This window comes from Streptomyces sp. NBC_00878 (assembly GCF_026341515.1).
Taxonomy (GTDB): domain Bacteria; phylum Actinomycetota; class Actinomycetes; order Streptomycetales; family Streptomycetaceae; genus Streptomyces.
Genome location: NZ_JAPEOK010000001.1, coordinates 5,848,608 through 5,871,614, shown reverse-complemented (window position 1 = coordinate 5,871,614; position 23,007 = coordinate 5,848,608). Strand labels below are relative to the sequence as shown.

The window sequence follows — 23,007 nt, the reverse complement described above, 5'->3', positions numbered from 1 at the left end:
GCGCTCCCGGAACGCCCGGCTCTCCCGGCTCTCCCGGCTCTCCCGGCTCTCCCGGAACGGTGGGTTCGAGATTGCTGTCCGGCACGAATCCCCCTGTGTGCCAACGGAGTTGGAGGCACGCCGGAGTGTAGGGGACCGCGTCCGGCCGAGGGGTTGCATCCGGCCGAGGGACCGCGTCCGGCCAGAGAGCCGCGTCCGCCTACGGCAGCTTGGTCGGTGTCGTCGGTGCCGTCGGCAGTGTGTCCGACTCGTCCTTCAGGTTCACCCCGGTGAGACGCAGCTCGCGGGCCCGGTGCATGAGGACCGTCAGCTTGGCGGACGCCGTCTCGTAGGACAGGCCCAGCGGAGGCCGGATGTTGGAGAGGCAGTTGCGGTCGGCGTCCGTCGTGGTGCCGGGCTTCGGGGCGTACGTGAGGTACGCGCCCAGGGAGTCCGCCGCCGACATCCCGGGCCGTTCGCCGACAAGGACGACGACCATGGCCGCGCCCAGCGCGTGGGCGACGTCGTCACCGAGCGCCACCCGCGCCTGCTCGGCGAGGACGACCGGCGCGACCCGCCAGTCGGCCGGGAGCAGGGCCGTGGTCGCGCGGATCAGCGGCGCCGCGTGATCGTGGACGGCCCGGCTCGACAGCCCGTCCGCAACCACGAAGACAACGTCCCAGGCGTCCCGGGCGCCGCAGGCGTCACGCGGAAGGTGCGCCCGGTCGATGTCATCGAGCCTGCGGCCCAGATCGGGCCGCTGAAGGTACGTCAGCCGGTCGGGAGCCGCACTCCGGACCCGTACCGTCGGCACACCCGGCAGCGCCGACGCCACCACGTCCGGGTCGAACGGCGAGTGCACCGCGTCCCGCGCCGCCGCGTGCGCGGCCTGCAGTTCGAGACGGTGGCGCGTCGGCAGGGCGGACCCGGCACGGCCCAGCCCGATCCGCGCCTGGGTGTGCCGCCGCAGCCCCGCCCACAGCGCGGCATCCGACGAATCCGACGAATCCGGCGACCCGGGTGCCATCAATGCCCTTACCAGGGTCGCCAGTTGACGATCCGTCATGCTGCCAGCTCCTTGCCGATGGCCATCAGGGGGTGGGCGGTGCCGGCGACGGACCGTATCCCACCCCGTTCGTCGAGCAGGCCGATCCCGTCGAGCCATGCCTCGAACTCCGGTGCCGGGCGCAGCCCCAGGACCTCACGCAGGTACAACACGTCGTGGAAGGAGGCGGATTGGTAGTTGAGCATGATGTCGTCGCCGCCGGGCGTGCAGATGACGAAGGACGCCCCGGCCACGCCCAGCATGGTCAGCATGGTGGCGATGTCGTCGTCGTCCGCGTCGGCGTGGTTCGTGTAGCAGATGTCCAGGCCCATGGGCAGGCCGAGCAGCTTGCCGCAGAAGTGGTCTTCGAGGGCGGCGCGGAGGATCTGCCGGCCGTCGTACAGGTACTCCGGGCCGATGAAGCCGACCACCGTGTTGACGAGGAACGGCTCGTAGCGGCGGGCCACCGCGTACGCGCGTGCCTCGACCGTCTGCTGGTCCACCCCGTGGTGCGCGTCGGCGGAGAGCGCGCTGCCCTGGCCGGTCTCGAAGTACAGGGCGTTGGACCCGACCGTGCCGCGGCCCAGGGCGCGCGCCGCCTCGTACGCCTCGTCGAGGAGGCCGAGGGTGACGCCGAAGGAGGCGTTCGCGGCCTGGGTACCGGCGATGGACTGGAAGACGAGGTCGACGGGCGCTCCGGCGGCCATCAGGTCGATGCTCGTCGTGACGTGGCTGAGCACGCAGGACTGGGTGGGGATCGCGTACCGCTGGATCACGCCGTCCAGGAGTTCCAGCAGGTCCCGTACGGCCTTGGGGCTGTCGGTCGCCGGGTTGATGCCGATGACCGCGTCGCCGGAGCCGAGGAGGAGCCCGTCGAGGAGCGCCGCGGCGACGCCCGCCGGGTCGTCGGTGGGGTGGTTGGGCTGGAGGCGGGTCGCGAGGCGGCCGGGCAGGCCGATCGTCGAGCGGAAGGCCGTGACGACACGGACCTTGCGGGCGACGGCGACCAGGTCGGCGTTGCCCATGAGTTTGGAGACGGCCGCCGTCATCTCGGGGGTCAGACCTGGGGCCAGCGCGGCCAGGGCCGTCGCGTCCGCCGCGTCCGAGAGCAGCCACTCCCGGAACTCCCCGACCGTGAGACCGGCGACCGGTGCGAAGGCCACCGCGTCATGGGTGTCCACGATGAGCCGGGTGACGTCGTCGTCCTCGTACGGGATCACCGGCTCGGCCAGGAACCGTGCCAGCGGCACGTCCGCCAGCGCCCAGCGGGCCGCGACCCGCGCCTGCGCCGACTCGGCGGCGAGCCCGGCGAGGCGGTCGCCGGAGCGTTCGGGGCTCGCGGCGGCGAGCAGCCGGGCGAGGCCGTCGAAGCGGTGGGTGCGGTCGCCGAGGGTGGCGGTGTACATGCTCATGCCGGGGACGGTACGAAGCGTGGGCGTACGGGGTCCATGGCCGGGCGGAGAGTTAACGCAGACGTTCGCTGCCGGGGCGATCCATAGGCGTTCTAAAGGTCTGGTTGACAAACATTTAACGCCCGGACCGGCGACACGACTCATTTTCCGTGCAGCATTCCGGTCGACCGAAGACACGCGCGAAGACAAGCGCGAAGACGAGCGGGCGACCGCGGACGACCCTGGAGAGGGGCCACCCGATGGCAGTACAGGAGGGCGCAGCCCCCGAGGCGGCGACCGGCGAGGACACCACCGTCCACCGGCTCAAGCCGAACGCGATCGGCCTGCTGGGCGTGGTCTTCATGGCCGTCGCCACCGCCGCGCCGATCACCGCGATGACGGGCAACGTGCCCTTCATGGTCTCCTCCGGAAACGGCATCGGAGCCCCCGCGAGCTACCTCGTCGCAATGGTCGTCCTGGCGATCTTTGCGGTCGGCTTCACCTCGATGGCGAAGCACATCACGTCCACGGGCGCCTTCTACGGCTTCATCTCGTTCGGCCTCGGCCGGACCGTCGGCCTCGCCTCCGGACTCCTCGCGACCTTCGCGTACGTGGTCTTCGAGCCGGCCCTGATCGGTATCTTCTCGACCTTCGCCACGACGACCCTCCACGACCAGACGGGGGTGGACGTCCCGTGGTGGGCGTTCGCGATCCTGATGCTCGCGATCAACGCCATGGGCACATGGTTCGGGGTGTCGGTCGCCGAGAAGCTGCTCGTGGTTCTGCTGGCCACCGAGGTCACGATCCTCGCGGCGATGGCGATCTCCGTCGCGCTGCACGGCGGCGGCCCGGACGGCTTCACGTTCGGTCCGGTCAACCCGGTCAACGCCTTCCAGGGGACCTCGGCCGGTCTCGGACTCTTCTTCGCCTTCTGGTCGTGGGTCGGCTTCGAGTCGACGGCCATGTACGGCGAGGAGTCCCGCGACCCGAAGAAGATCATCCCCAAGGCCACGATGATCTCGGTACTCGGCGTCGGCATCTTCTACGTCTTCGTCTCCTGGATGGCCGTCACGGGCAACGGCGAGGCGGCGGCCGTCGAGGCTGCCTCGTCCTCCAACCCGCTCGCCCTCTTCTTCAACCCCACCGAGCAGTACGTCGGCCACTGGGCCGTCATCGTCATGCAGTGGCTGATGATCACCGGCTCGCTGGCCTGCGGCATGGCCTTCCACAACTGTGCCGCCCGCTATCTCTACGCCCTCGGCCGCGAAGGTGTCCTGCCGTCACTGCAGCGCACGATCGGGCGCACCCACCCGGACCACGGCTCCCCGCACGTCGCGGGCCTCGTCCAGACGGTCGTCAGCGCGGTGCTGCTCGGCGCGTTCTGGGCGGCCGGCAAGGACCCGTACACCGGTACGTACGTCCTGCTCGCCATCCTCGGCACGATGGCCATCCTGGTGGTGCAGGCGGTGTGTTCGTTCGCGGTGCTGGCGTACTTCCGCAAGAACCACCCCGAGTCGCGTCACTGGTTCAGGACCTTCACCGCCCCGCTCGTCGGCGGTCTCGCGATGCTCGCGGTGGTGGTGCTCCTGGTGTCCAACATGGGCGTCGCGGCCGGTCCCGAGTCCGGCTCGATCGTCCTGAAGGCCACCCCGTGGATCGTCGCGCTGATCGCGGTGGGCGGGGTCGCGTACGCGCAGTACCTGAAGCGCCGGCGGCCGGAAGGGTACGCGCTGCTGGGACGGACGGTCCTGGAGGAGACGAAGGAGCGGTAGGCGCGCCCCTTCAGGGGCGCGGGGAACTGCGCGACCAGCCACGACGGGCTCGCAGTTCCCCACCACGCTCAGCCACCCACGACCTCACCCGTCCCCAAACTCTCGCTCCTTGTGGACCCGCCAACGCTCCATCATCGCGGCGATCTCCCCCTCGATGAACTGGAAGAAGGCGCGGGTCTCGGCGAGCCGCCGCCCCGCGGGCGTCTCGATGCCCAGGCTGTCGACCCCCTCGTCGAGGGCGGACTGCCAGCGCTTGAGCACCGCGTCACGGTTGGTCAGCGCCTCGTACCACTGGTCGCTGTGCACCCGGTACCGCTCGCGCCGCGAGCCGGGTTCCCGCTCGCGCGAGACCATGTGCTGCTGCGCGAGATAGCGCACCGCCCCGGAGACGGCGGCGGGACTGACCTGGAGCTGCGCACCGATCTCGGCGGAGGACAGCGCCCCTGAGTCCGAGGCGAGCAGGGCGCCGAACACCCGGGCCGGCATCCGCTGCATCCCGGCCTCGACCAGCTGTGCGGCGAAGCTCTCGACGAACTTCGAGACCGCCTCCCGGTCCCGCCCCACCTCACTCGGTTCCGACATCCCTGGATCCTCTCCTGCCCATCACCTGCTCAGCGCGCCATGGTCGAGTCTATCCGTTATTTATACGCTTCCTTAACTTCACAAATTTCTGAAAGAAGCGTACGTTCTGAACCATGACGAAGGCAATCACCGTCTCCGGACTGCACAAGTCGTTCGGCAGCACGCACGCTCTGGACGGTCTCGACCTCGACGTCGAGACCGGCGAGGTCCACGGCTTCCTCGGCCCGAACGGCGCCGGGAAGTCCACCACCATCCGCGTCCTGCTGGGCCTGCTGCGCGCCGACTCCGGCGCCGCCCAGCTGCTGGGCGGCGACCCGTGGACCGACGCGGTGGACCTCCACCGCCGGGTCGCGTACGTCCCCGGCGACGTCACCCTCTGGCGGAACCTCTCCGGCGGCGAGGTCATCGACCTGTACGGGCGGCTGCGCGGGGGCCTCGACACGGCGCGCCGGACGGACCTGATCAAGCGGTTCGAACTCGACCCGACCAAGAAGGGGCGCACCTACTCCAAGGGCAACCGGCAGAAGGTCGCCCTCGTCGCCGCCTTCGCCTCGGACGTCGACCTGCTGATCCTGGACGAGCCGACCTCGGGCCTCGACCCGCTCATGGAGGAGGTCTTCCAGTCCTGCGTCGAGGAGGAACGCGACCGGGGCCGCACCATCCTCCTCTCCTCCCACATCCTCAGTGAGGTGGAGGAGCTGTGCGACCGCGTCAGCATCATCCGCAAGGGCCGGACCGTGGAGAGCGGCTCGCTCACCCAGCTGCGCCATCTGACCCGTACGAGCGTCACCGCCGAACTCGTGGGCCCGCCCAACGGATTGGCGGCCCTGCCCGGCATCCATGACCTCGACATCCAGGGCAGCAGGGTCAAACTCCAGGTGGAGAGCGACAAGTTGAACGCCGTACTGCGCTCGCTCACCGAATCCGGCGTACGGTCCCTGACCTCCACGCCGCCGACCCTGGAAGAGCTGTTCCTGCGCCACTACCAGGAGGACGCGCGGGCGGAGGCGGTGTCGCGATGACCGCCGTGGCTTCGGGCACTTCGGGCACTTCGGGCACAAGGTTCGGCGTACGAGCGGGCGGTTCCCGTCAACTGGCCGGTACCTGGACCCTGTTGAGGCTCGCACTGCGCCGCGACCGGGTGATGATCCCGCTGTGGGTCGCGGTGATCGGCCTGATGGTGGTCTCCATGCCGGGCTCGCTGAAGAGCGTGTACTCCACCGCCGCCGAACGCGCCGACGTGGCCAGCCAGATGCTGACCAACAGCTCACTGCGCGCCATGTACGGGCCGGTGTTCGGTGACTCTCTCGGCGGCCTCGTGGCGTGGCGCATCGGCACGTACGCGGGTGTGTTCGCCGCGATCATGAGCCTGCTCGTCGTCGTGCGGCACACCCGGGACGAGGAGGAGAGCGGCCGTCAGGAGATGATCTCGGCGGGCATGGTGGGCCGCCGCGCCCCGCTGACCGCCGCGCTCCTCGCCGCCCTCGTCGCGAACGCGGCCCTCGCACTGATCATCACGGGCGGCCTCGCGGGCCAGGGCTCGTCGGGCGCGCTGGCGCTCGGGCTCGGCACGGCCGGGGTCGGCATGGTCTTCGCGACGATGGCGGCGATCGTCGCCCAGCTCACCGAGAGCGCGCGGCTCACGAAGGGGCTGACGGGCGGACTGCTCGGCGCGGCGTTCGTCCTGCGGGCGGCGGGCGACTCGTCGGTGAACGACGGCTCGTCGGTACTGACCTGGCTCTCCCCCGTCGGCTGGCTGGAGAACCTGCGGGCCTTCGCCGCCGAACGCTGGTGGGTGCTGCTCCTCTTCGCCGCCGCCGTGGCCCTCCAGGGCGTGATCGCGTACGAACTGGCCGGCCGCCGTGACGTCGGCATGAGTTTCCTGCCGACCCGGCCCGGCCCGGCGGTCGGCCGTCTCGGTACGGCCGGGGCGCTGGCCTGGCGGCTGCAGCGCGGCAGCGTCCTCGGCTGGAGCCTCGGTTTCCTCGCCGCCGGGGCCGCCTTCGGTGGGATCACCACGGGCGCCACGGACCTGGTCGGCGACAACGAACGGACCCGCGAGATCATCGAGCGCATGGGCGGCCAGTCCGGGATCACGGACGCGTTCCTCGCCACGATGGTCGGCATGCTCGGGATGGTCGCCGCGCTGTACGTCGTCCAGTCCGTGCTGCGGCTGCACGCCGAGGAGACCTCCCAGCGTGCGGAACCCGTCCTCGCGAACGCCGTGGGCCGCCTGCGCTGGGCCTCCGGTCATCTGCTGATCGCCTTCGGCGGGGCGGTACTGCTCATGCTGGTGGGCGGCCTCGGCCTGGCCCTCGGCTACGGCCACGACCTCCCCTCCATCCTGGGCGCCTGTATGGTCCAGCTCCCCGCGATCTGGACCATCGGCGGCCTGGCCGTCCTCCTCCACGGGGTGTCGCCGCAGGTGGCTCCGGCAGCGTGGGGTGTGGCGGGCGCGGCTCTGCTCCTGGGCTGGATCGGCCCGGCCCTCGAACTCCCGGACGCGGCCTTGGACCTCTCCCCCTTCGGCCACCTCCCGAAGCTGCCGGGCGGGGAGATGGCATGGACACCGGTGCTGGTGCTTACGGGGATCGCGGTGGTGCTGGTGGGGACGGGGCTGGGTGCGCTGAGGCGCCGGGACATCACTACGTGACTCCGGGCCCAGCCCTCCTTCTTTGGAAGTCATCTCATTTGGCGCTGGCACCTCTGTCGTCGGCGGCTGTGGGGAGAGTCGCAGCGCTTGGTACCGGATGAGGTGGGCTCGCGCGTGGACTGGTTACGCGCTGTGCGATCGACGCGGTAAACATGCGCGCCCACGACAGCCGGGCCCAACTCCCGCTGGTCCGTGGCACTATGCGGATACCTCAGGAGCCGATGTCAGCCGTCCCAAGGACTCCTCCTGGGCCCATCGAGTGCCTCGTCACTGGGTCATCGAACGACCCCTGCCTGGGCGATGCGCGCTCGCCGGTACGTGCGGTACTACGAACGGCTGGTCAGGACACCTTGATCACCTGGACCGTCATCACCGTGATGACCCGGCGTCTCGCCCTGGGCAGGAAGAGCTTGACTCGCCTGCCCGTCGCTGTTTCTCCGGCTTTCTCCGAATGAAATGGCAGGTCCCTGAGATGCGCGAATTTCGTATCCGGCTAGCCTGGAAGAGAGTCCCAACAGCACTACGTCTTTCAACTTTGGGCAAGGTTGTTCCCCTTGAGAGGCTGAGCGGAGCAAGCGCGGCTGTTGGTGAGCACACAAGTACCCTGGCGGTATTGGTCTTGGGTAGGCCATGCGTTTGGGGGGACCTCCGGGGCAGACCTTTGGTTGAAATGAGTCCAGATCGCCAGGAGGCCGAGATGATGGCAACAGAACAGCAAGTGAGGGCAACAGAAGCGCAGGTGTTCGTCGACTGGACGTCCCGCGACAGCGACCAAAAAGCCACCGGGAAGCTGGGCGGCCGAACGGTGACGGTCACCGGACTCACCGGCACTTTGGGCGCCGTGGACATCAACGGAGAGCACACCGAATTCGGAACGACCCTCTACACCCCCCAACTGCCCACCTCGGACTCGGTAGAACTCAGGAGCAGAAAAGACGACACCGAGTTCAAAATCGACTTCGGCGCCAAGGTACAGGATGCCATCCTCCACCTGGGATCACTCGCCTCAACCATGACGTTTGAGGCAGGTACGACTATCACCCGGATCAGCGGAGACGCGGACTTCAAGGTCCCCCAGAACAACACGGTCACGGGCAAGTTCAAGGAAGGCCCGCCCACCGATTCCAACGGCACCATTCACATCAGCAAGTCCGATCCCTTCAGTTCGATCACGTTCAAACTGAGGCTGAACTACGACGGCACAGAGGAAGGCGTATACCTCCAGTTCGGCAGGACAGTAGAGTTCGTCGACTGGACGTCCCGCGACAACGACCGAAAAGCCACCGGGAAGCTGGGCGGCCGAACAGTGACGGTCACCGGACTCACCGGCACTTTGGGCGCCGTGGACATCAACGGAGAGCACACCGAATTCGGAACGACCCTCTACACCCCCCAACTGCCCACCTCGGACTCCGTAGAACTCAGGAGCAGAAAAGACGACACCGAGTTCAAAATCGACTTCGGCGCCAAGGTACAGGATGCCATCCTCCACCTGGGATCACTCGCCTCAACCATGACGTTTGAGGCAGGTACGACTATCACCCGGATCAGCGGAGACGCGGACTTCAAGGTCCCCCAGAACAACACGGTCACGGGCAAGTTCAAGGAAGGCCCGCCCACCGATTCCAACGGCACCATTCACATCAGCAAGTCCGAACCCTTCAGATCAATCACGTTCAAACTGAAGCTGAACTACGACGGCACAGAGGAAGGCGTATACCTCCAGTTCGGCCGTTAGCGCCACCGCTATCAGCATCCCTCGAATTTGGGCTGCTGGGTAGGCTGTCGGCCGTGCTGGGAATCGTTGAGCGGCTGGTGCCGGATGAGTTGCGCAATCTTTTAGCGGCGGGGCCGTGACATCATGCGGCTCCGCCGCAGGGCGCGACCAGCCCCCACCCACCCGTACGTCACCACCGAACCGACCGCCCCCCGTCACACCTCGACAAGCAGCCCCTCCAACCCCCGAATCACAAAGTTCGGCTTTCGTTCGGGCTCGGCCGCGAGCCTGAGCGACGGAGCCTGGTCCAGCAACGCCCCCATGGACGCGGCGAGTTCGATCCGGGCGAGCGGCGCCCCGATGCAGTAGTGGATCCCCGCGCTGAAGGAGATGTGCGGGTTCTCCGGCCGGGACAGGTCGAGCGCCTCCGGCTCGGCGAACACCGCCGGGTCGTGGTTGGCGGAGCCGAAGAGCAACGCCACCTCGCTACCCCGGGGAATTACCGTCCCGTCCACCTCGATCTCGTCCAGCACCCACCGCTCGAAGAGCTGCAACGGCGTGTCGTACCGCATCAGCTCCTCCACCGCTGTGCCCACCAGACCCCGGTCCGCCCGGAGCGCCGCCAGCTGACCGGGGTTCCGGAACAGCGCCCACCAGCCATTCACCGTGGCGTTCACCGTCGCCTCGTGTCCCGCGTTCAGCAGGAGCACGCAGGTCGAGATCATCTCCTGCTCACTGAGCCGGTCCCCCTCGTCGTACGCCGCGATCAGACCCGAGACCAGGTCGTCCCCCGGCTCCTTGCGCCGGACCGCGATCAGCTCCCGCAGGAACTCGGTGAACTCCACCGACGCCCGCACCGCCTTCCCTGCCGTCTCCTCCGACGGGCTCAGCTCGTACATCCCGCAGATGTCCGCCGACCAGGGCCGCAACTGCGCCCGCTCGGACTCCGGGATCCCCAGCATCTCCGCGATGACCGCCACCGGAAGGGGTTCGGCGACGACCGTCAGCAGATCACCACCGCCGGCCGCGACCAGCTCGCCGACCAGCTCGGACGCCAGCCGGTCCACGTACGGCCGCAGCCGCTCGACCGTCCTCGGGGTGAACGCCTTCGACACCAGCCGTCGGATCCGCGTGTGGTCCGGCGGCTCCAGGTCGAGCATCCCGTGGTCGTTCAGCACGTGGAACGGCTCCTGCTCGGCCGGCGGTGCCGTACGCCCGAAGTCCTCGTGCGTGAACCGGTGCTGATACGTCCGGCCCAACCGACGGTCCCTGAGCAGCGCCGACACGTCCGCGTGACGCGGCACCAGCCACTGGTTGGTCGGTTCGTAGTAGTGCACCCGGCCGCGGGCACGGAGGTCCGCGTACGCGGGGTACGGGTCTGCCAGGAAGGTCTGGTCCCAGGGGTCGAACGTCTGCGGGGGTTTTGTAGCTGCCATGTCCGGACGCTAACCGGGGGTGTCCCTGTCTGACCAGGGCCGTCCCTCTCTGTGGGGCGCTCCGCGGAGGCCGGTGGGGACCATGCGGGTCCGCTGTGGCTTATCGCGCCCACGATGGGGGTCCCCCCGCTCGAGCGAAGCCGAGAGTGGGGGAGGAGCCGCATATCGACACAACCCCGCGCCCCTAAAAGACGGGCGCGCCCCGGCCCGGCAGCTGTCCTCTTACCCCGGTGTCACCAAGCGGGCCTCGTAGGCGAATACCGCTGCCTGGGTGCGGTCTCGCAGGCCCAGTTTCACCAGGATGCGGCTTACGTGAGTCTTGATGGTGGACTCGGCCACGACCAGGCGGGTGGCTATCTCGGCGTTGGACAGGCCCTGGGCTATGAGGACCAGTACCTCCGTCTCGCGTTCGGTCAGGTCTCCGTAGGACGCCTGGGCGGTGGGCGACAGGCGCGGCTCCTCGGCCAGCTTCGAGAACTCCGTGATCAGCCGCTTCGTCACCGAGGGCGCCAGCAGAGCCTCGCCGGCCGCCACCACCCGCACCCCGTCCGCGAGCTGTCGGGCCGAGGCGTCCTTCAGAAGGAAACCGGACGCTCCGGCGCGCAGCGCCTGGTACACGTACTCGTCGAGGTCGAACGTCGTCAGGACGAGCACCTTCGCCGCGCCGCTCGTCGCCACGATCTCGCGGGTCGCCTCGATGCCGTTCATCTCGGGCATCCGGATGTCCATCAGGACGACGTCCGGCGAGAGCTCCCGGACCCGGTCGACAGCCTCGCGTCCGTTGACCGCCTCGCCGACGACCTCGATGTCCGGCATCGCGCCGAGCAGCACCGAGAAGCCCTCGCGGACCATCATCTGGTCGTCGGCGATCAGTACGCGAATGGTCATGCGGAGTCCTCCGTCGGTGCGGTCGTCGGGACCGGGAGGAAGACCGCGACCTCATAGCCTCCGTCGTCCGTCGCCGCCGCCGTCATCTCGCCGTCCAGCATCGACACCCTCTCCCGCATGCCGGTGATGCCGTGCCCGGCGCCCGGTGAGGGCTTGACCAGGCCGGTCGCCGGACCGTTCACGATCCGTAGTCCGAGTCCGCCGAGCACGTAGCCGATCTCCACCCTGGCCGTGGCGCCCGGCGCGTGCCGCAGGCTGTTGCTCAGCGCCTCCTGGACTATTCGGAACGCGGACAGCTCGACGCCCTGCGGGAGCTCGCGCACCGCGCCGGTGACCGTCTTGTCCACACCGAGTCCCGCGTCCCGCACGTTCTCCAGGAGTCGGTCCAGGTCCGCGAGCGTGGGCTGCGGGGCGTCCGGGGCCTCGTAGTCCTCGGCCCGTACGACGCCGAGGACGCGGCGCAGCTCGGAGAGCGCTATGACCGCGTTCTCCCTGATCACCGCGAAGGCGTACTCCAGCTCCGGCGGCGGGTTCTCCACGCGGTAGGGCGCGGCCTCCGCCTGGATGGCGACCACCGACATGTGGTGGGCGACCACGTCGTGCAGCTCGCGGGCGATCGTCGTGCGCTCTTCGAGCAGGGTGCGCTTGGAACGCTCGTGCGCGGTCACCGTCTGCTGGGCGGTCACCTTCTGCGCGGCGTCGTGCCGCACATGCCAGACCGTGACGACGAGCAGCGCCAGCGCGCTCACGAACAGGAAGGGCATGGTGTTCGTGTAGTAGTGGCCGCCTCCGAAGAAGACCTCGGCGAAGAGGCCGTAAGCCGCGGTGAGCGCCCACATCCACGCCGCCGTGCGGGGCCTGGTCCTCAGCGCCACGACGGTGAGCACGACCATGTGGGTCACGAAGCTGCCGGGCAGCCAGGGCCAGTCGCTCCAGGAGCTGCCGAACACCGCCGTGAACGGTGTCAGCGCCATGGAGACCCAGAAGGCGCCGACCGGCCTGAGCAGGGTCAGCAGGATCGTGCCCATGGCGAGGAGGCCGGTCAGGAGCTGCGCGAGATCACCGCCGCCGTTGTCCGCGAGGGAGGCGAGCAGTGCCACCACACCTGCCAGCGCCACCACGACATGCGGGGTCCAGGCCGCCCGCTCGCGCATGCCCGGCGGCAGCCGCCGGATGAGGCGGCCGTCCACACGCGTCTTCGGAAGCGGGCGGAAGGCGAAGGCGTCGTGGAACAGGTCGTGTCGCAGCTCTCGCGACGCGTCCATCGCCAGCTGGAACTCCGGGCTGCGAGGCCGGGCACCGCCCGGCGGTGTCGTCTGCGTCTGGGTCGTCTCGGTCACATACAGAACCGTAGGCGGAGACCGGGGTAGCGGTCGTCACCAGTGAGAAGGGTCATTCGGCCTCCCTCTCAGGTACTACGGGTACGACCGGGTGTTCTCCGGGCCGCGCCGCCAGCGTCCGCCGGGCCCATCAGTAACCACTGGGGCGCACCAGCCCGCACTCGTACGCGAACACGGCCGCCTGTGTCCGGTCCCGCAGCCCCAGCTTCACCAGGATGCGGCCCACGTGGGTCTTCACGGTCTGCTCGGCGACGAAGAGCCGCTCGGCGATCTCCGCGTTGGACAGGCCCTGCGCGATGAGGGCGAGGACCTCCGTCTCGCGCTCGGTCAGCTCGCCGACGCGCTGCTTGAGCGGGGAACGAGGCGTGGAGTCCAGCCGGGAGAACTCCGCGATGAGGCGCCGGGTGATGCCGGGCGCGAGCAGCGCGTCACCGGCGGCCACCACCCGGACCGCCTCGGCGAGCTGGTCGGCGGACGCGTCCTTCAGCAGAAAACCGGAGGCGCCCGCGCGCAGCGCGTCGTACACGTACTCGTCGAGGTCGAAGGTGGTCAGCACCAGGACTCTGATCTGCGGAGTCTCGTCGGTGATGCGGCGGGTGGCCTCGATGCCGCCGAGTTCGGGCATGCGGATGTCCATCAGGACGACGTCCGGGGCGAGTTCGGCGACCTTGGCGATGGCGTCCAGCCCGTCGACCGCCTGGCCGACCACGTCGATGTCGGGCTGGGTGTTGAGCAGCACCGTGAAGCCCTGCCGGACCATCTGCTGGTCGTCGGCGATGAGTACGCGGATGCTGCCGCTCGTCATGGGGTCTCTCCCGTGGGGTCTGTGGGATCTGCGGTGGAGTCTGTGGGATCAATGGGGCCCGTGCGGCCTGTGGGGTCTGTTCGGCCTGCGGACTCGGTGTGGGCTTTGGGGTCGGTGGAGTTGTCGGGACGGGGAGTGGTGCCGGAGGTGGTGGTCCCCGAGCGGGGCAGGAAGGCGGCCACCGTGAAACCGCCGCAGGACGTCTCCATGGCCATGAGGGTCCCACCGAGCATCATCGCCCGCTCCCGCATCCCGAGCAGACCGTGTCCGGCGCCCGGTGACGGCGGGGCAGGGCGCCTCGGCGCGGAGTTGACGACCCGTATCTGCAGGCCACGCGGGAAGTGCGTGAGCTCCACCCGCACCACGGAACCGGGCGCGTGCCGCAGCGCGTTGCTCAGCGCCTCCTGGACGATCCGGTACGCGGACAGCTCCACACCGGGCGCCAACGGGAACTGCTCGCCGGTGATCTCCGTCGTCACCGTCAGCCCGGCGCCGCGGGTGTTCTCGACGAGGGCGTCCAGACGGTCGAGGGTGGGCTGCGGGGCGTCGGGGGCAGCACCGGTGCCGGGGGCGCCGAGACCGTACGGGTCGTCGGGGTTCTCCGAGCGCAGTACGCCGAGGACCCTGCGCAGCTCGGTGAGTGCCTCCAGGGCGTTCTGCCGGATGCCGTCGAGGTTCTCCCTGAGTTCGTCGGACGGGTTCTCCACCAGGTGCGGGGCGACCTGGGCCTGGATGGAGATGACCGACATGTGGTGGGCGACCACGTCGTGCAGTTCGCGGGCGATGCGGTTGCGCTCCTCCAGCAGGGTGCGGCGGGAACGCTCCTCGGCGGTCAGTGAGGCCTGCTCGACGAGCTCGGTCCGTGCCTCTCGGCGACCGCGCAGGGCGGTGCCGAGGAGGGTGACGCCGGCGAAGAGCGCCACCGCGGTGACACCCGTCGACCAGTAGTTCACGGCGCCCACGAGCCCCTGCATCACGTACGTGACCAGCGCGGTCAGTGCCAGGGCTTCGACGGCAACGCGTGTGGGTACCCGCAGGGCCAGCAGGAACAGCACCATCGAGTGCGCGACGATCAGGTCCGGCGCAAACGGCCAAGGCACGTTGGAGTCGACTTGTCCTGCGATCAGTTGGAACCGTGCTCCCATGGCGATCACCACACTGACGGCCGTCGACAGCCACAGCGCCGGAACCGGCCGCCACAGCGCCAGCGCCACCGCCGCGCCCTGCGCCGACGAGCACAGCAGGCCGTAACCCTCGCCTTGGTTGTAACTGTCGGTGATCAGGACATAGGTGAGGAGCGTCGTACTTATCGCGACCAGGTACACCAGCCCGTGCGGCAGCCAGCGCAGCCACACCGAGGGCGGCAGCGGGTCCGCCCTGACGTTCCACAGGTCGTCGCGCAGCACCCGCAGTCCGCGGGTCAGCCTCTTCTCCACCGCGCTCATCCGCACCACCCTAGACATGGCGCACCGCCTCGTCCCTCGCCGTTTCCGGTCGTCGCTGCCGAGCCACCACCACTCGGGAGCCCTCCTCGGTCCGTCGTCGGCGACCGCCCTTCTTGTGACCGCCCTTGTGACCGCCTTTCCTGTGACCGCCGCTCTCGTACCCGTGGAACGCGGCCCAGCAGAGCATGAGCGCCAGGGCGACGACCGGAAGCCAGGCCAGGCGGAACGGTATCCAGACCATGCTGGAGGGGACCGTGTGCAGACCCGGCAGATGACCGGCCGTCAGGCCCATCGCGGTCACCGCCATCAACGCCGTCTGGTGCCAGAGGAATATCGTCATCGCCGAGAGGTTGACGACCGCCACGGCCGCCCAGGCCAGCGGCCGTCGCATCGCCCGGCGCAGCGGCTCACGCAGGAGCAGAGCGAGACCGCACTGGGCCAGGCCGAAGGTGACCGCGGCCAGGGTCGGCGGGTCGAGGTTGGAGATCGAGGCGCCGGGGACGCCGACCATCGACGCCGGATAGCCGCCCCACGCCACGAGCCCCGCGGTCACCGCCGCGCCGCCCGTGAGCAGCACCCAGCCCGAGCGGCGGGTCAGCTCGCCCCGGGTCCAGGCCGCGCCCAGCGTGTACGGCACCAGCCAGCCCGCCACCACATTGACCCAGCCCAGCCAGGACGGGCCGTCGAACCCGAAGCGGAAGAGGTCCACGTGGAGAACGACGGCCAGCGGCCACAGGGGATTGATCCGGGTCACCAGTGGAGTCACCGCCGTCAGCGCGGCGAAGACCAGCAGGAACCAGAGAGGGGACAGGACCAGCTTCAGCAGCGCGTGGACCGTCGTCAGGTCCGCGCCCGTCACGAGCAGGCCGACCGTGACCACGGTCCACAGCCCGAGAACGGCCGCCACCGGCTTGAAGAGGCGGGACAGGCGCGTACCGAGCCAGCGTCCGTACGTCGTGCCGCGGGCCCGCGCCGACGCGTAGCTTCTGGTCGCCACATGCCCGCCCACCAGGAAGAACACGGCGAGCGTCTGGAAGACCCAGGAGATGGGAGCCAGCCAGGGCATGTACGCCAGCGGGCTCGACGTACGCAGCCTGCCGCCGTCCGCGACCAGGGCCGTGACCAGCCAGTGGCCGAGCACCACGCCGAGTATCGCGAAGGCGCGCAGGGCGTCGACGCAGCGGTCCCGGTCGGCCGGTGTCGCCGTGTCGATCCGCTCGACGCCGAGGCGCAGTCGCTGTATCACCTCACCCACGGGTCACCTCCCTTGTCTCCCCGAGCACGATCCGGGCGAGGTTGGCCAAGGACACCGAACCCGGCTTGAGGTAGTCGCTGTGGCCGCCGTCGCCCGCCGCGAAGACGCGTGCGCCGAAGGCCGGGGACACGGGGTCGGTGCCGAAGCCGACCGTCGTGCCGAAGAGGTCGGTCCTGGTGTGCGGGACGTCCGCGATCCAGTCGTCTCCGCCGCGGCCGGCCCAGACGCGTGCCCGTGTGTGCAGTGCGGCCGCGGAGTCCACGCCCGTGCCGGGGCTGCCGATGAACACGAGGTCCGATATGTCGAGGCCGCTCGCCGCGCGGGCGCCCACGGCTGTCCCGTACGAGTGGCAGAGCAGGGTGATCCGGGCGCGCCCGTTCAGTGCCCTCAACTCGCCTATGAAAGAGCGGAGTTCAGGTGCCGCTTCGTTGGCCCGGCTCGTGGTGAGGACCTCGGGGCTGATCGTGCCGGGCGTCTCGTAGCCGAGCCAGGCGATCACCGCGGCGCGCGGTCCGAGTCGCTCGTGCAGGGCGAGGGCTCCCGTGCGGAAGCGGTCGTACGTGTCGAGGCTCGTGTCGGAGCCGGGTACGAGGACCGCCAGGTGGGCGGCCTTCGCCAGGTCGCCGAAGACCTCGACGGCGTGGCCGGAGCCGCGGGCGTCGAAGGAGAGGAAGTGACGGGAGGGGGCCGCCATGGAACGGACGGCGGCCGCTCGGCTGCGGTCGCCGTGGTCCGCGGCCATGCGGGACGCCTCGGCGGCGTTCGCCCGGTTCGCCGCGTAGGCGCTGTCCAGCGTGGTGGGGGTCACCGGGCCGATGCGGGCCGGGGCGGGGGCCGGGATCTGCGGATGCGCGGCCGCGGCGGAGAGGGGGGCGATGACGGAGGTCATGACCAGTGCGGCGAGTAGGGCGCGGCGGAGGCGGGTGCAGCGGGGTCGGCTGCGTGGCTGGACTGGCCTGCCTGGCTGATCTGGCTGGCCCGGCTGGCCTCGCTGACCCTTCACGTCCGGCTGGCCCGACTGGCCCGGCTGGCCTCGCTGGCCTTTCAGCTCCGGCTGGCCCGGCTGGCCTCGCTGACCCTTCACGTCCGGCTGGCCCGACTGGCCCGGCTGGCCTCGCTGGCCTTTCAGGTCCGACTGGCCCTTCTGCTCCAGCTGGCACGGCTGATCCCGGTGGCCCAGCTGGCCCTTCTTGTCCAACTGATCCAACTGGACCGGCTGGACCGGCTGGACCTTCAGGTCCGGCTGATCCGGTCGTCCCGAGCGCCGCGGCCGCCCCGGCCACCCCGGCCACCCCGGCCACCCCGGCCACCCCGGCCACCCCGGCCACCCCGGCCACTTCGGAGCCGCCCCCGTGTCCGGCCTCCCCCGCAGCCCCATCCCGTGCCCCCCGTCTCAGTTCGCCCCCATCGGGCCCAACTGAGAAGGAAGTTACGGATCCGGGTCTGTGGTTGGCGTCCCGCCAGGGAGCTCACCTGCGATGTAGCTCTCAGGTATTACGGGTATCACCGGGGCGTCATCGACGGACCGCGCGTGCCAGCGGTGCGAGCAACCGCCACAGGCCGCACCCGTCGATGGGCGGACCGCGGCACACGCGGCTGCGGCTGCGGCTCGTGCGGGCTGAGCGCGCAGTTCCCCGCGCCCCTGGTAGGTACAGGTCTCCCCTGCCCAGGTAGGTACAGATCTCCCCCGTATTGGTAGGTCAAGGCCCTCCTGCCCCTGGTGGGGCCAGGTCTCCCTCAGCCCCCGATAGGTCCAGGCCGCCCCTCTACCAAGCCAGCTGTGCGATCTCCTCCGCCACCACCGCGCACGCGTCCGCCGCCGGGTCGATCAGGGGGAAGTGGCCCACGTCCTCCAGGAGCGTCAGGCCGACCACCTCGCCCGCCTTGGCCGCCGCGTCCGCGTACGCCTCGGCGACCGCCTGCGGCACGACCACGTCCGTGCGGCCCTGCACCAAGGTCGTGGCGATGCCCGTCGGGAGGAGCAGGGCCGGGTCGGCGTACGGCTGGCGTTCCCCGAACTTCGCCTCCCCGCCCAGGAGTTGGCGGGAGGCTCCGGAGCAGACGTCCAGCTTCTCCGCGACCGCGAAGTCGGCGATCGGGGCGAGTGCGACGACGCCCCGCAGCGGGGCCGGGCGGTCCGTGCGCCAGGGCGCGTCGGCCGGCAACAGGTGGCGGGCGGCGGCCCAGAGGGCCAGCTGGCCGCCCGCCGAGTGCCCGGTGACCACCATGCGGCGCGGATCGGCCTGCGGCAGGGCCCCACGTACGAGTCCGGGCAGCGCGTCGAACGCCGCCGCCACGTCGTCGAACGTGTCCGGCCAGCGGCCCGCGACGGGGCCCGCGCCGCCCTGCGCCGGGATGGTGCCGCCGCGCCGGTACTCGACGTTGGCCACGGCGAAACCCCGTCTGGCCAGGAAGTCCGCGAACGGCGTGATGTGCCGGCGGTCGTACGGTGCCCGCCAGGCGCCGCCGTGCAGGACGACGACGAGCGGGGCGAGTTCCTCGCCGCCGCGCGGCGCGTAGAAGTCGACGACCTGGTCGGGGTGGTCGCCGTACGCGGCGGTGATGTCGGGGTCGACGGGCGGATGTGAGAAGGCCGACTCCTCCTCCGCGGCGTCGCGGGCGTCGTCCGGCATGCTCCAACCTCTCAGCGGTGCGGTGTGTGTTCACCTGCGAGGTCCGCCTGCCAACACGCTCCGGCGGGCGGACCGTTGGCGGGACGCTATCAGGCCGGTGACGTGCCTCAACAAGCGGCTGTGACCCTGAGTGAGGGGCAAACGGTTCCGTTGTTTCGTTACGCTGGTGGCAGGCCGCGCGCCTCCACGTGCTCCGCGCACCTCCGCGCACCTCGGTGCACCACCTCGGTGCACCGCCTCCGCCGCGGCCACCGTACGTCCATGAAGGAGCCCGCCATGTCCGCCGAACCCGGTACCGTCCGCCCCGGCGGGCGCACCGCCCGCGTCCGTGCGGCCGTGCTGCGGGCCGCCGGGGACGTGCTCGCCGAGCAGGGGTTCGCCCATCTCGATCTGGCGGATGTCGCGCGGCGGGCCGAGGTGGGCAAGACCACCGTGTACCGGCGGTGGGGGACCGTGACGGGGCTCGTCGCGGACCTGCTCGCCGAGATGGCCGAGGAGTCGTTGCCGCGTACGGAGACGGGGTCCGTACTCGGTGATCTCCGGGCCAATGCCCGGCTCGTCCGGCGTACGCTCGCCGATGTGCGGCAGGGGGCGCTGTTCCGGGCGGTGATCGCCGCCGCGGCGTGCGATGAGCGTACGGCGGAGGCGGTGCGGCGCTTCTACGACGTACGGGTTGCCGAGTGGGCGCCGTGTGTCGAACAGGGGGTTGCCCGGGGTGAGTTGCCGTCCGGGACGGATGCGGCGGAGGTGGTGCGGGCGGTTTCGGCGCCCCTCTACTACGCGTTGCTCACGACGGGGGTGGCTCCCGGTGTGGCCGCGGCCGATCGGGCGGCGGAGGCCGCCGTTGCCGCCGCGCGGGCCGGGGTGTTCGTCGTGGCGCCGTGAGTCTGCGCCGGGGGTGACCTCGGTGTTTTCTTCGCCCCCGCCGCCCCTACCCGTTCCCATCCCTTTCTGGGGGCTGCGCCCCCAGGCCCCCGGTATCGCGCTGAACGCGCTCGTCCTCAAACGCCGGACGGGCTGAGAGGGCGGGGGGCTAGCGCAGGCTGGGTGGGTTCCGGGGTGGGTGAGGCAACGCCCCAGGACCGCACGGATACTGTCGGCGAATCCGCCGGGCGAAGTAATTGTCGCGAGAGTCCCAGCGACACGCCGGGTTTACGGCGTGTCGCTGGGACGCAGAACCCACTTGCCCCTGTCCGGCGGGATTCGAACCGGCAGCATCCCGCACAACCGGGCCGCCCGCTGAACGGCCCCGGTCGTGTCGTGCTCGTACGGGACGACCTCGACGGCCGTCGGTCTCGACGTCCCCTAGAACATCTCCCCCAACACCCGCGCCGCCCTCTCCACGTCGCCGAACCCCACGTACAGCGGGGTGAAGCCGAAGCGGAGGACGTCCGGTTCCCGGAAGTCGCCGACCACTCCTCGGGCGATCAGGCGGCGCATGACGTCGCCCGCGCCGGCGCAGCGCAGCGCTGCCTGGCTGCCTCGTTCCGCGTGGGCGGACGGCGTCAGGGACTCCACGGCGCCTTCGGGGACGTACGCCTCGACGCATTCCAGGAAGAAGTCCGTCAGGGCGAGGGACTTGGCGCGGACCGCCTCGATCGGTACGTCGTCCCAGACCTCCAACGCCGCCTCCAGGGCGAGCATGGAGAGGATGTCGGGGGTGCCGACGCGGCCGCGCAGGGCGCCGGGGGCCGGGGTGTAGTCCGGGGTCATGCCGAAGGGGTCGGCGTGGGAGTTCCAGCCCGGGAGGGGTGAGTCGAAGCGCGGTTGGAGGTCCTCGCGTACGTAGAGGTACGCCGGTGAACCCGGGCCGCCGTTCAGGTACTTGTAGGTGCAGCCGACCGCCAGGTCCACGCCGTGTTCGTCGAGGCCCACCGGCAGTGCGCCCGCGCTGTGGCACAGGTCCCAGATCGCAACCGCTCCCACCGCGTGGATGGCCGCCGTCAGGGACGGCAGGTCGTGCAGGCGGCCCGTGCGGTAGTCGACGTGGTTGAGCAGTACCGCCGCCGTACGCTCGCTCAGGGCGTCCGGCACCTCCTCCGGCGCCACCGGACGCAGCGTGCAGCCGGTGAGGCGCGCGGCCGACGCGGCGATGTAGCCGTCCGTGGGGAACGTCGTCGCGTCCACCAGGATCTCGTCCCGGCCGCCCGGCCCCTGCTTGCCGCCCGGCCCCTGCCTACCTCCCGGTTGCCCTTCCGTACCTCCCCCCGCCAGTCGCACCGCGCCCACAACTGCCTTGAAGACGTTGACACTTGTCGAGTCTCCTACGACGATCTGGCCGGCCGCCGCGCCCACGAGCGGAGCGATCCGGTCGCCGATCCGCTCCGGCGCCGTCCACCAGCCGCTCTCGTCCCAGGAACGGATCCGCAGCGAACCCCACTGCCTGCGTACGACGTCCTCGACGCGTCCCGGGACCGAGCGCGGCAGCGCGCCCAGCGAGTTCCCGTCCAGGTACACCGTGTCGTCGAGTACGAACTGGGCGCGCAGCCCGGCCAGTTCGTCCGCCGCGTCCAGTTTCTCGGCCTTCGGCCGCAGCTCGGGCTCAGACATGGGACCGCGCCGTCCACAGCTCGGGGAACACGTTCTTCCGCGCCCGCTTCTCCAGCCAGGCCACCCCGGCGGAGCCGCCCGTGCCGGTCTTCGACCCCATGGCGCGCCGGGTGGCCACCAGGTGGTCGTTGCGCCATCGCCACACCAGCTCGGCGACATCGGTCAACGCCTCGCCGAGCCGGGCGAGTTCGGCGCTCTCGTCGCCCGCGTACAGGTCGGTCCAGACCGTCTCGACCTCGGGCGACGGGTCGTAGCGGAGGGACACGTCACGGTCGACCACCGAGGTAGGAATCGCGTGGCCGCGCCGCGCCAGCAGCCTCAACACCTCGTCGTACAGGCTCGGTTCGTGCAGGGCCTTCTCCAGCTCGGCGTGCACGCGGGGCGCGCCCCGGTGCGGTACGAGCATCGACGAGGACTTCTCGCCGAGCAGGAACTCCATGCGGCGGTACATCGCCGACTGGAAGCCGGAACCCTCGCCGAGGGCACTGCGGTACGAGTTGAACTGGGCCGGGGTCAGCTGGCCGAGGGGCTTCCAGGACGCGTTCAGCGCCTCCAGCTCCCGTACGGACCGCTTGAGGGCCGCCACCGCGACCGGCACCCGGTCCTCGCGCAGCGCCTTCGCCGCGGTCTCCCACTCGTGGACGATGACGGTGAACCACAGCTCCATGACCTGGGTGGTCACCAGGAAGACCATCTCTCCGGGGTCGTCGGAGAGGGTGTGCTGGAGGTGGGTGAGGACGTCCGCCTGGACGTAGTCCTCGTACGGGGTCGTGCCCTGGAAGTCGAGATGCGGGGTCTCGGGCTCCGAAGCCTCATGGGGCTGAGCCAGGTGGGACATCGCTGTCTCCTGATGTGTACTCCGGGTAGCGGTCCGCCCCTGCCGAATTCCGACACGGGGGCCCCGGTCCCCACGGGCATACTCCACAATCGTGCCCCGAAACCGCAAGGTCCGCCTGGTCACACCAGGCGGACCTGCACAAACGAGACCGCTCGGGGCCGTTCACCGGCCCTGCGGGCTCAGCCCAGGGTCTGGGCCGCCGCCGGGGAGGAGTCCTTCAGGAACTGCGAGCAGCGCTCGTACTCCTCCTGCTCGCCGATCGCCTGCGCGGCGCGGGCGAGGCCGTGCAGGGCGCGCAGGAAGCCGCGGTTCGGCTCGTGCTCCCAGGGCACCGGGCCATGGCCCTTCCAGCCGTTGCGCCGCAGGGAGTCCAGACCGCGGTGGTAACCGGTACGGGCGTACGCGTACGACTCGACGACGCTGCCGCGCTCGTACGCCTCGTCGGCCAACTGGGCCCAGGCGAGCGAGGAGGTGGGGTACTTGGCGGCGACATCGGCGGACGGTGTGCCGTTCGCCAGGAGCTCGCGCGGCTCCGGGTCGTCGGGCAGGTGGGTCGGGGGCGGTCCCCCGAAGAGGTTCTCGTGAATGGCCATGGGTTCCAGTTTGCCTGCCCACGACGCCCGCGCGAGCACCGCGGGCCCGCTTTACTCGCCCCGCGAACACGCCGGCCACTCCGAT

The 23,007-nt window shown here is 70.3% G+C and carries 19 protein-coding genes; 5 read left to right on the top strand and 14 right to left on the bottom strand.

The features are described from left to right. Positions 1-199: 199 nt before the first annotated feature. Together eutC and OHA11_RS25320 are read right to left on the bottom strand one after the other, a co-directional pair. Positions 200-1,006, bottom strand: coding sequence for an ethanolamine ammonia-lyase subunit EutC (gene eutC, locus OHA11_RS25325; protein ID WP_266507445.1), 807 nt, complete (start codon positions 1,004-1,006; stop codon positions 200-202). Between the two features lie 35 nt (positions 1,007-1,041). Continuing rightward, entirely contained in the window at positions 1,042-2,436 is a 1,395-nt protein-coding gene (locus OHA11_RS25320) for an ethanolamine ammonia-lyase subunit EutB (RefSeq protein ID WP_266499976.1), read from the bottom strand. 239 nt (positions 2,437-2,675) lie between these two features. On the opposite strand from OHA11_RS25320, the gene OHA11_RS25315 reads away from it, so the two are divergent. Continuing rightward, positions 2,676-4,187, top strand: a complete 1,512-nt coding sequence (locus OHA11_RS25315; RefSeq protein WP_266499972.1) for an APC family permease — start codon at positions 2,676-2,678, stop codon at positions 4,185-4,187. An 84-nt stretch (positions 4,188-4,271) separates the two neighbouring features. On the opposite strand, the gene OHA11_RS25310 is transcribed toward OHA11_RS25315, so the two are convergent. Next, a complete protein-coding gene (locus OHA11_RS25310; RefSeq protein ID WP_266499971.1) occupies positions 4,272-4,769 on the bottom strand; it encodes a GbsR/MarR family transcriptional regulator in 498 nt (165 codons plus the stop codon). A 113-nt stretch (positions 4,770-4,882) separates the two neighbouring features. Between OHA11_RS25310 and OHA11_RS25305 the strand changes: the two genes are divergently transcribed. From OHA11_RS25305 to OHA11_RS25295, 3 genes are all read left to right on the top strand, one after another. Further along, on the top strand, positions 4,883-5,791 hold the full coding sequence (locus OHA11_RS25305) for an ABC transporter ATP-binding protein (RefSeq protein ID WP_266499970.1): 909 nt from the start codon (positions 4,883-4,885) through the stop codon (positions 5,789-5,791). Beyond that, a complete protein-coding gene (locus OHA11_RS25300; RefSeq protein WP_266499969.1) occupies positions 5,788-7,422 on the top strand; it encodes an ABC transporter permease in 1,635 nt (544 codons plus the stop codon). The genes OHA11_RS25305 and OHA11_RS25300 overlap by 4 nt, the downstream gene beginning before the upstream one ends. Positions 7,423-8,119: 697 nt before the next feature. Next, positions 8,120-9,160, top strand: a complete 1,041-nt coding sequence (locus OHA11_RS25295) for a hypothetical protein (RefSeq protein WP_266499968.1) — start codon at positions 8,120-8,122, stop codon at positions 9,158-9,160. A 194-nt stretch (positions 9,161-9,354) separates the two neighbouring features. On the opposite strand, the gene OHA11_RS25290 is transcribed toward OHA11_RS25295, so the two are convergent. The 8 genes from OHA11_RS25290 to OHA11_RS25255 all read right to left on the bottom strand — a co-directional run bounded on the left by OHA11_RS25290 (position 9,355) and on the right by OHA11_RS25255 (position 18,941). After that, the gene (locus OHA11_RS25290; protein ID WP_266499967.1) at positions 9,355-10,575 is read right to left on the bottom strand and encodes a cytochrome P450; all 1,221 of its coding nucleotides are present in this window, start codon (positions 10,573-10,575) and stop codon (positions 9,355-9,357) included. A gap of 222 nt (positions 10,576-10,797) precedes the next feature. Next, the gene (locus tag OHA11_RS25285) at positions 10,798-11,463 is read right to left on the bottom strand and encodes a response regulator transcription factor (RefSeq protein WP_266499966.1); all 666 of its coding nucleotides are present in this window, start codon (positions 11,461-11,463) and stop codon (positions 10,798-10,800) included. Continuing rightward, complete coding sequence (locus OHA11_RS25280; protein WP_266499965.1) at positions 11,460-12,803, bottom strand: sensor histidine kinase; 1,344 nt, start codon at positions 12,801-12,803, stop codon at positions 11,460-11,462. The genes OHA11_RS25285 and OHA11_RS25280 overlap by 4 nt, the downstream gene beginning before the upstream one ends. Positions 12,804-12,933: 130 nt before the next feature. Continuing rightward, complete coding sequence (locus OHA11_RS25275; protein WP_266499964.1) at positions 12,934-13,608, bottom strand: response regulator transcription factor; 675 nt, start codon at positions 13,606-13,608, stop codon at positions 12,934-12,936. Then, positions 13,605-15,053: a sensor histidine kinase gene (locus OHA11_RS25270; RefSeq protein ID WP_266499962.1), complete on the bottom strand. Its 1,449-nt coding sequence runs from the start codon at positions 15,051-15,053 to the stop codon at positions 13,605-13,607. The genes OHA11_RS25275 and OHA11_RS25270 overlap by 4 nt, the downstream gene beginning before the upstream one ends. Before the next feature lie 10 nt (positions 15,054-15,063). Continuing rightward, on the bottom strand, positions 15,064-16,308 hold the full coding sequence (locus tag OHA11_RS25265; protein WP_266499961.1) for an acyltransferase: 1,245 nt from the start codon (positions 16,306-16,308) through the stop codon (positions 15,064-15,066). Continuing rightward, entirely contained in the window at positions 16,301-17,311 is a 1,011-nt protein-coding gene (locus tag OHA11_RS25260; protein ID WP_266507443.1) for an alpha/beta hydrolase, read from the bottom strand. Before OHA11_RS25260 ends, OHA11_RS25265 begins: the two co-directional genes overlap by 8 nt. 763 nt (positions 17,312-18,074) lie before the next feature. Then, positions 18,075-18,941, bottom strand: a complete 867-nt coding sequence (locus tag OHA11_RS25255) for an alpha/beta hydrolase (protein ID WP_266499959.1) — start codon at positions 18,939-18,941, stop codon at positions 18,075-18,077. Between the two features lie 276 nt (positions 18,942-19,217). On the opposite strand from OHA11_RS25255, the gene OHA11_RS25250 reads away from it, so the two are divergent. Then, a complete protein-coding gene (locus OHA11_RS25250; protein ID WP_266499957.1) occupies positions 19,218-19,826 on the top strand; it encodes a TetR/AcrR family transcriptional regulator in 609 nt (202 codons plus the stop codon). A gap of 420 nt (positions 19,827-20,246) precedes the next feature. On the opposite strand, the gene kynU is transcribed toward OHA11_RS25250, so the two are convergent. The 3 genes from kynU to OHA11_RS25235 form a co-directional block, all read right to left on the bottom strand. Next, a complete protein-coding gene (gene kynU, locus OHA11_RS25245) occupies positions 20,247-21,491 on the bottom strand; it encodes a kynureninase (RefSeq protein ID WP_266499955.1) in 1,245 nt (414 codons plus the stop codon). Continuing rightward, positions 21,484-22,329 (bottom strand): tryptophan 2,3-dioxygenase family protein, encoded by an 846-nt coding sequence (locus OHA11_RS25240; protein ID WP_266499954.1) that lies wholly within the window; start codon positions 22,327-22,329, stop codon positions 21,484-21,486. The genes kynU and OHA11_RS25240 overlap by 8 nt, the downstream gene beginning before the upstream one ends. 179 nt (positions 22,330-22,508) lie before the next feature. Continuing rightward, positions 22,509-22,922, bottom strand: coding sequence for a DUF3151 domain-containing protein (locus OHA11_RS25235; protein ID WP_266499952.1), 414 nt, complete (start codon positions 22,920-22,922; stop codon positions 22,509-22,511). Positions 22,923-23,007: the final 85 nt, after the last annotated feature.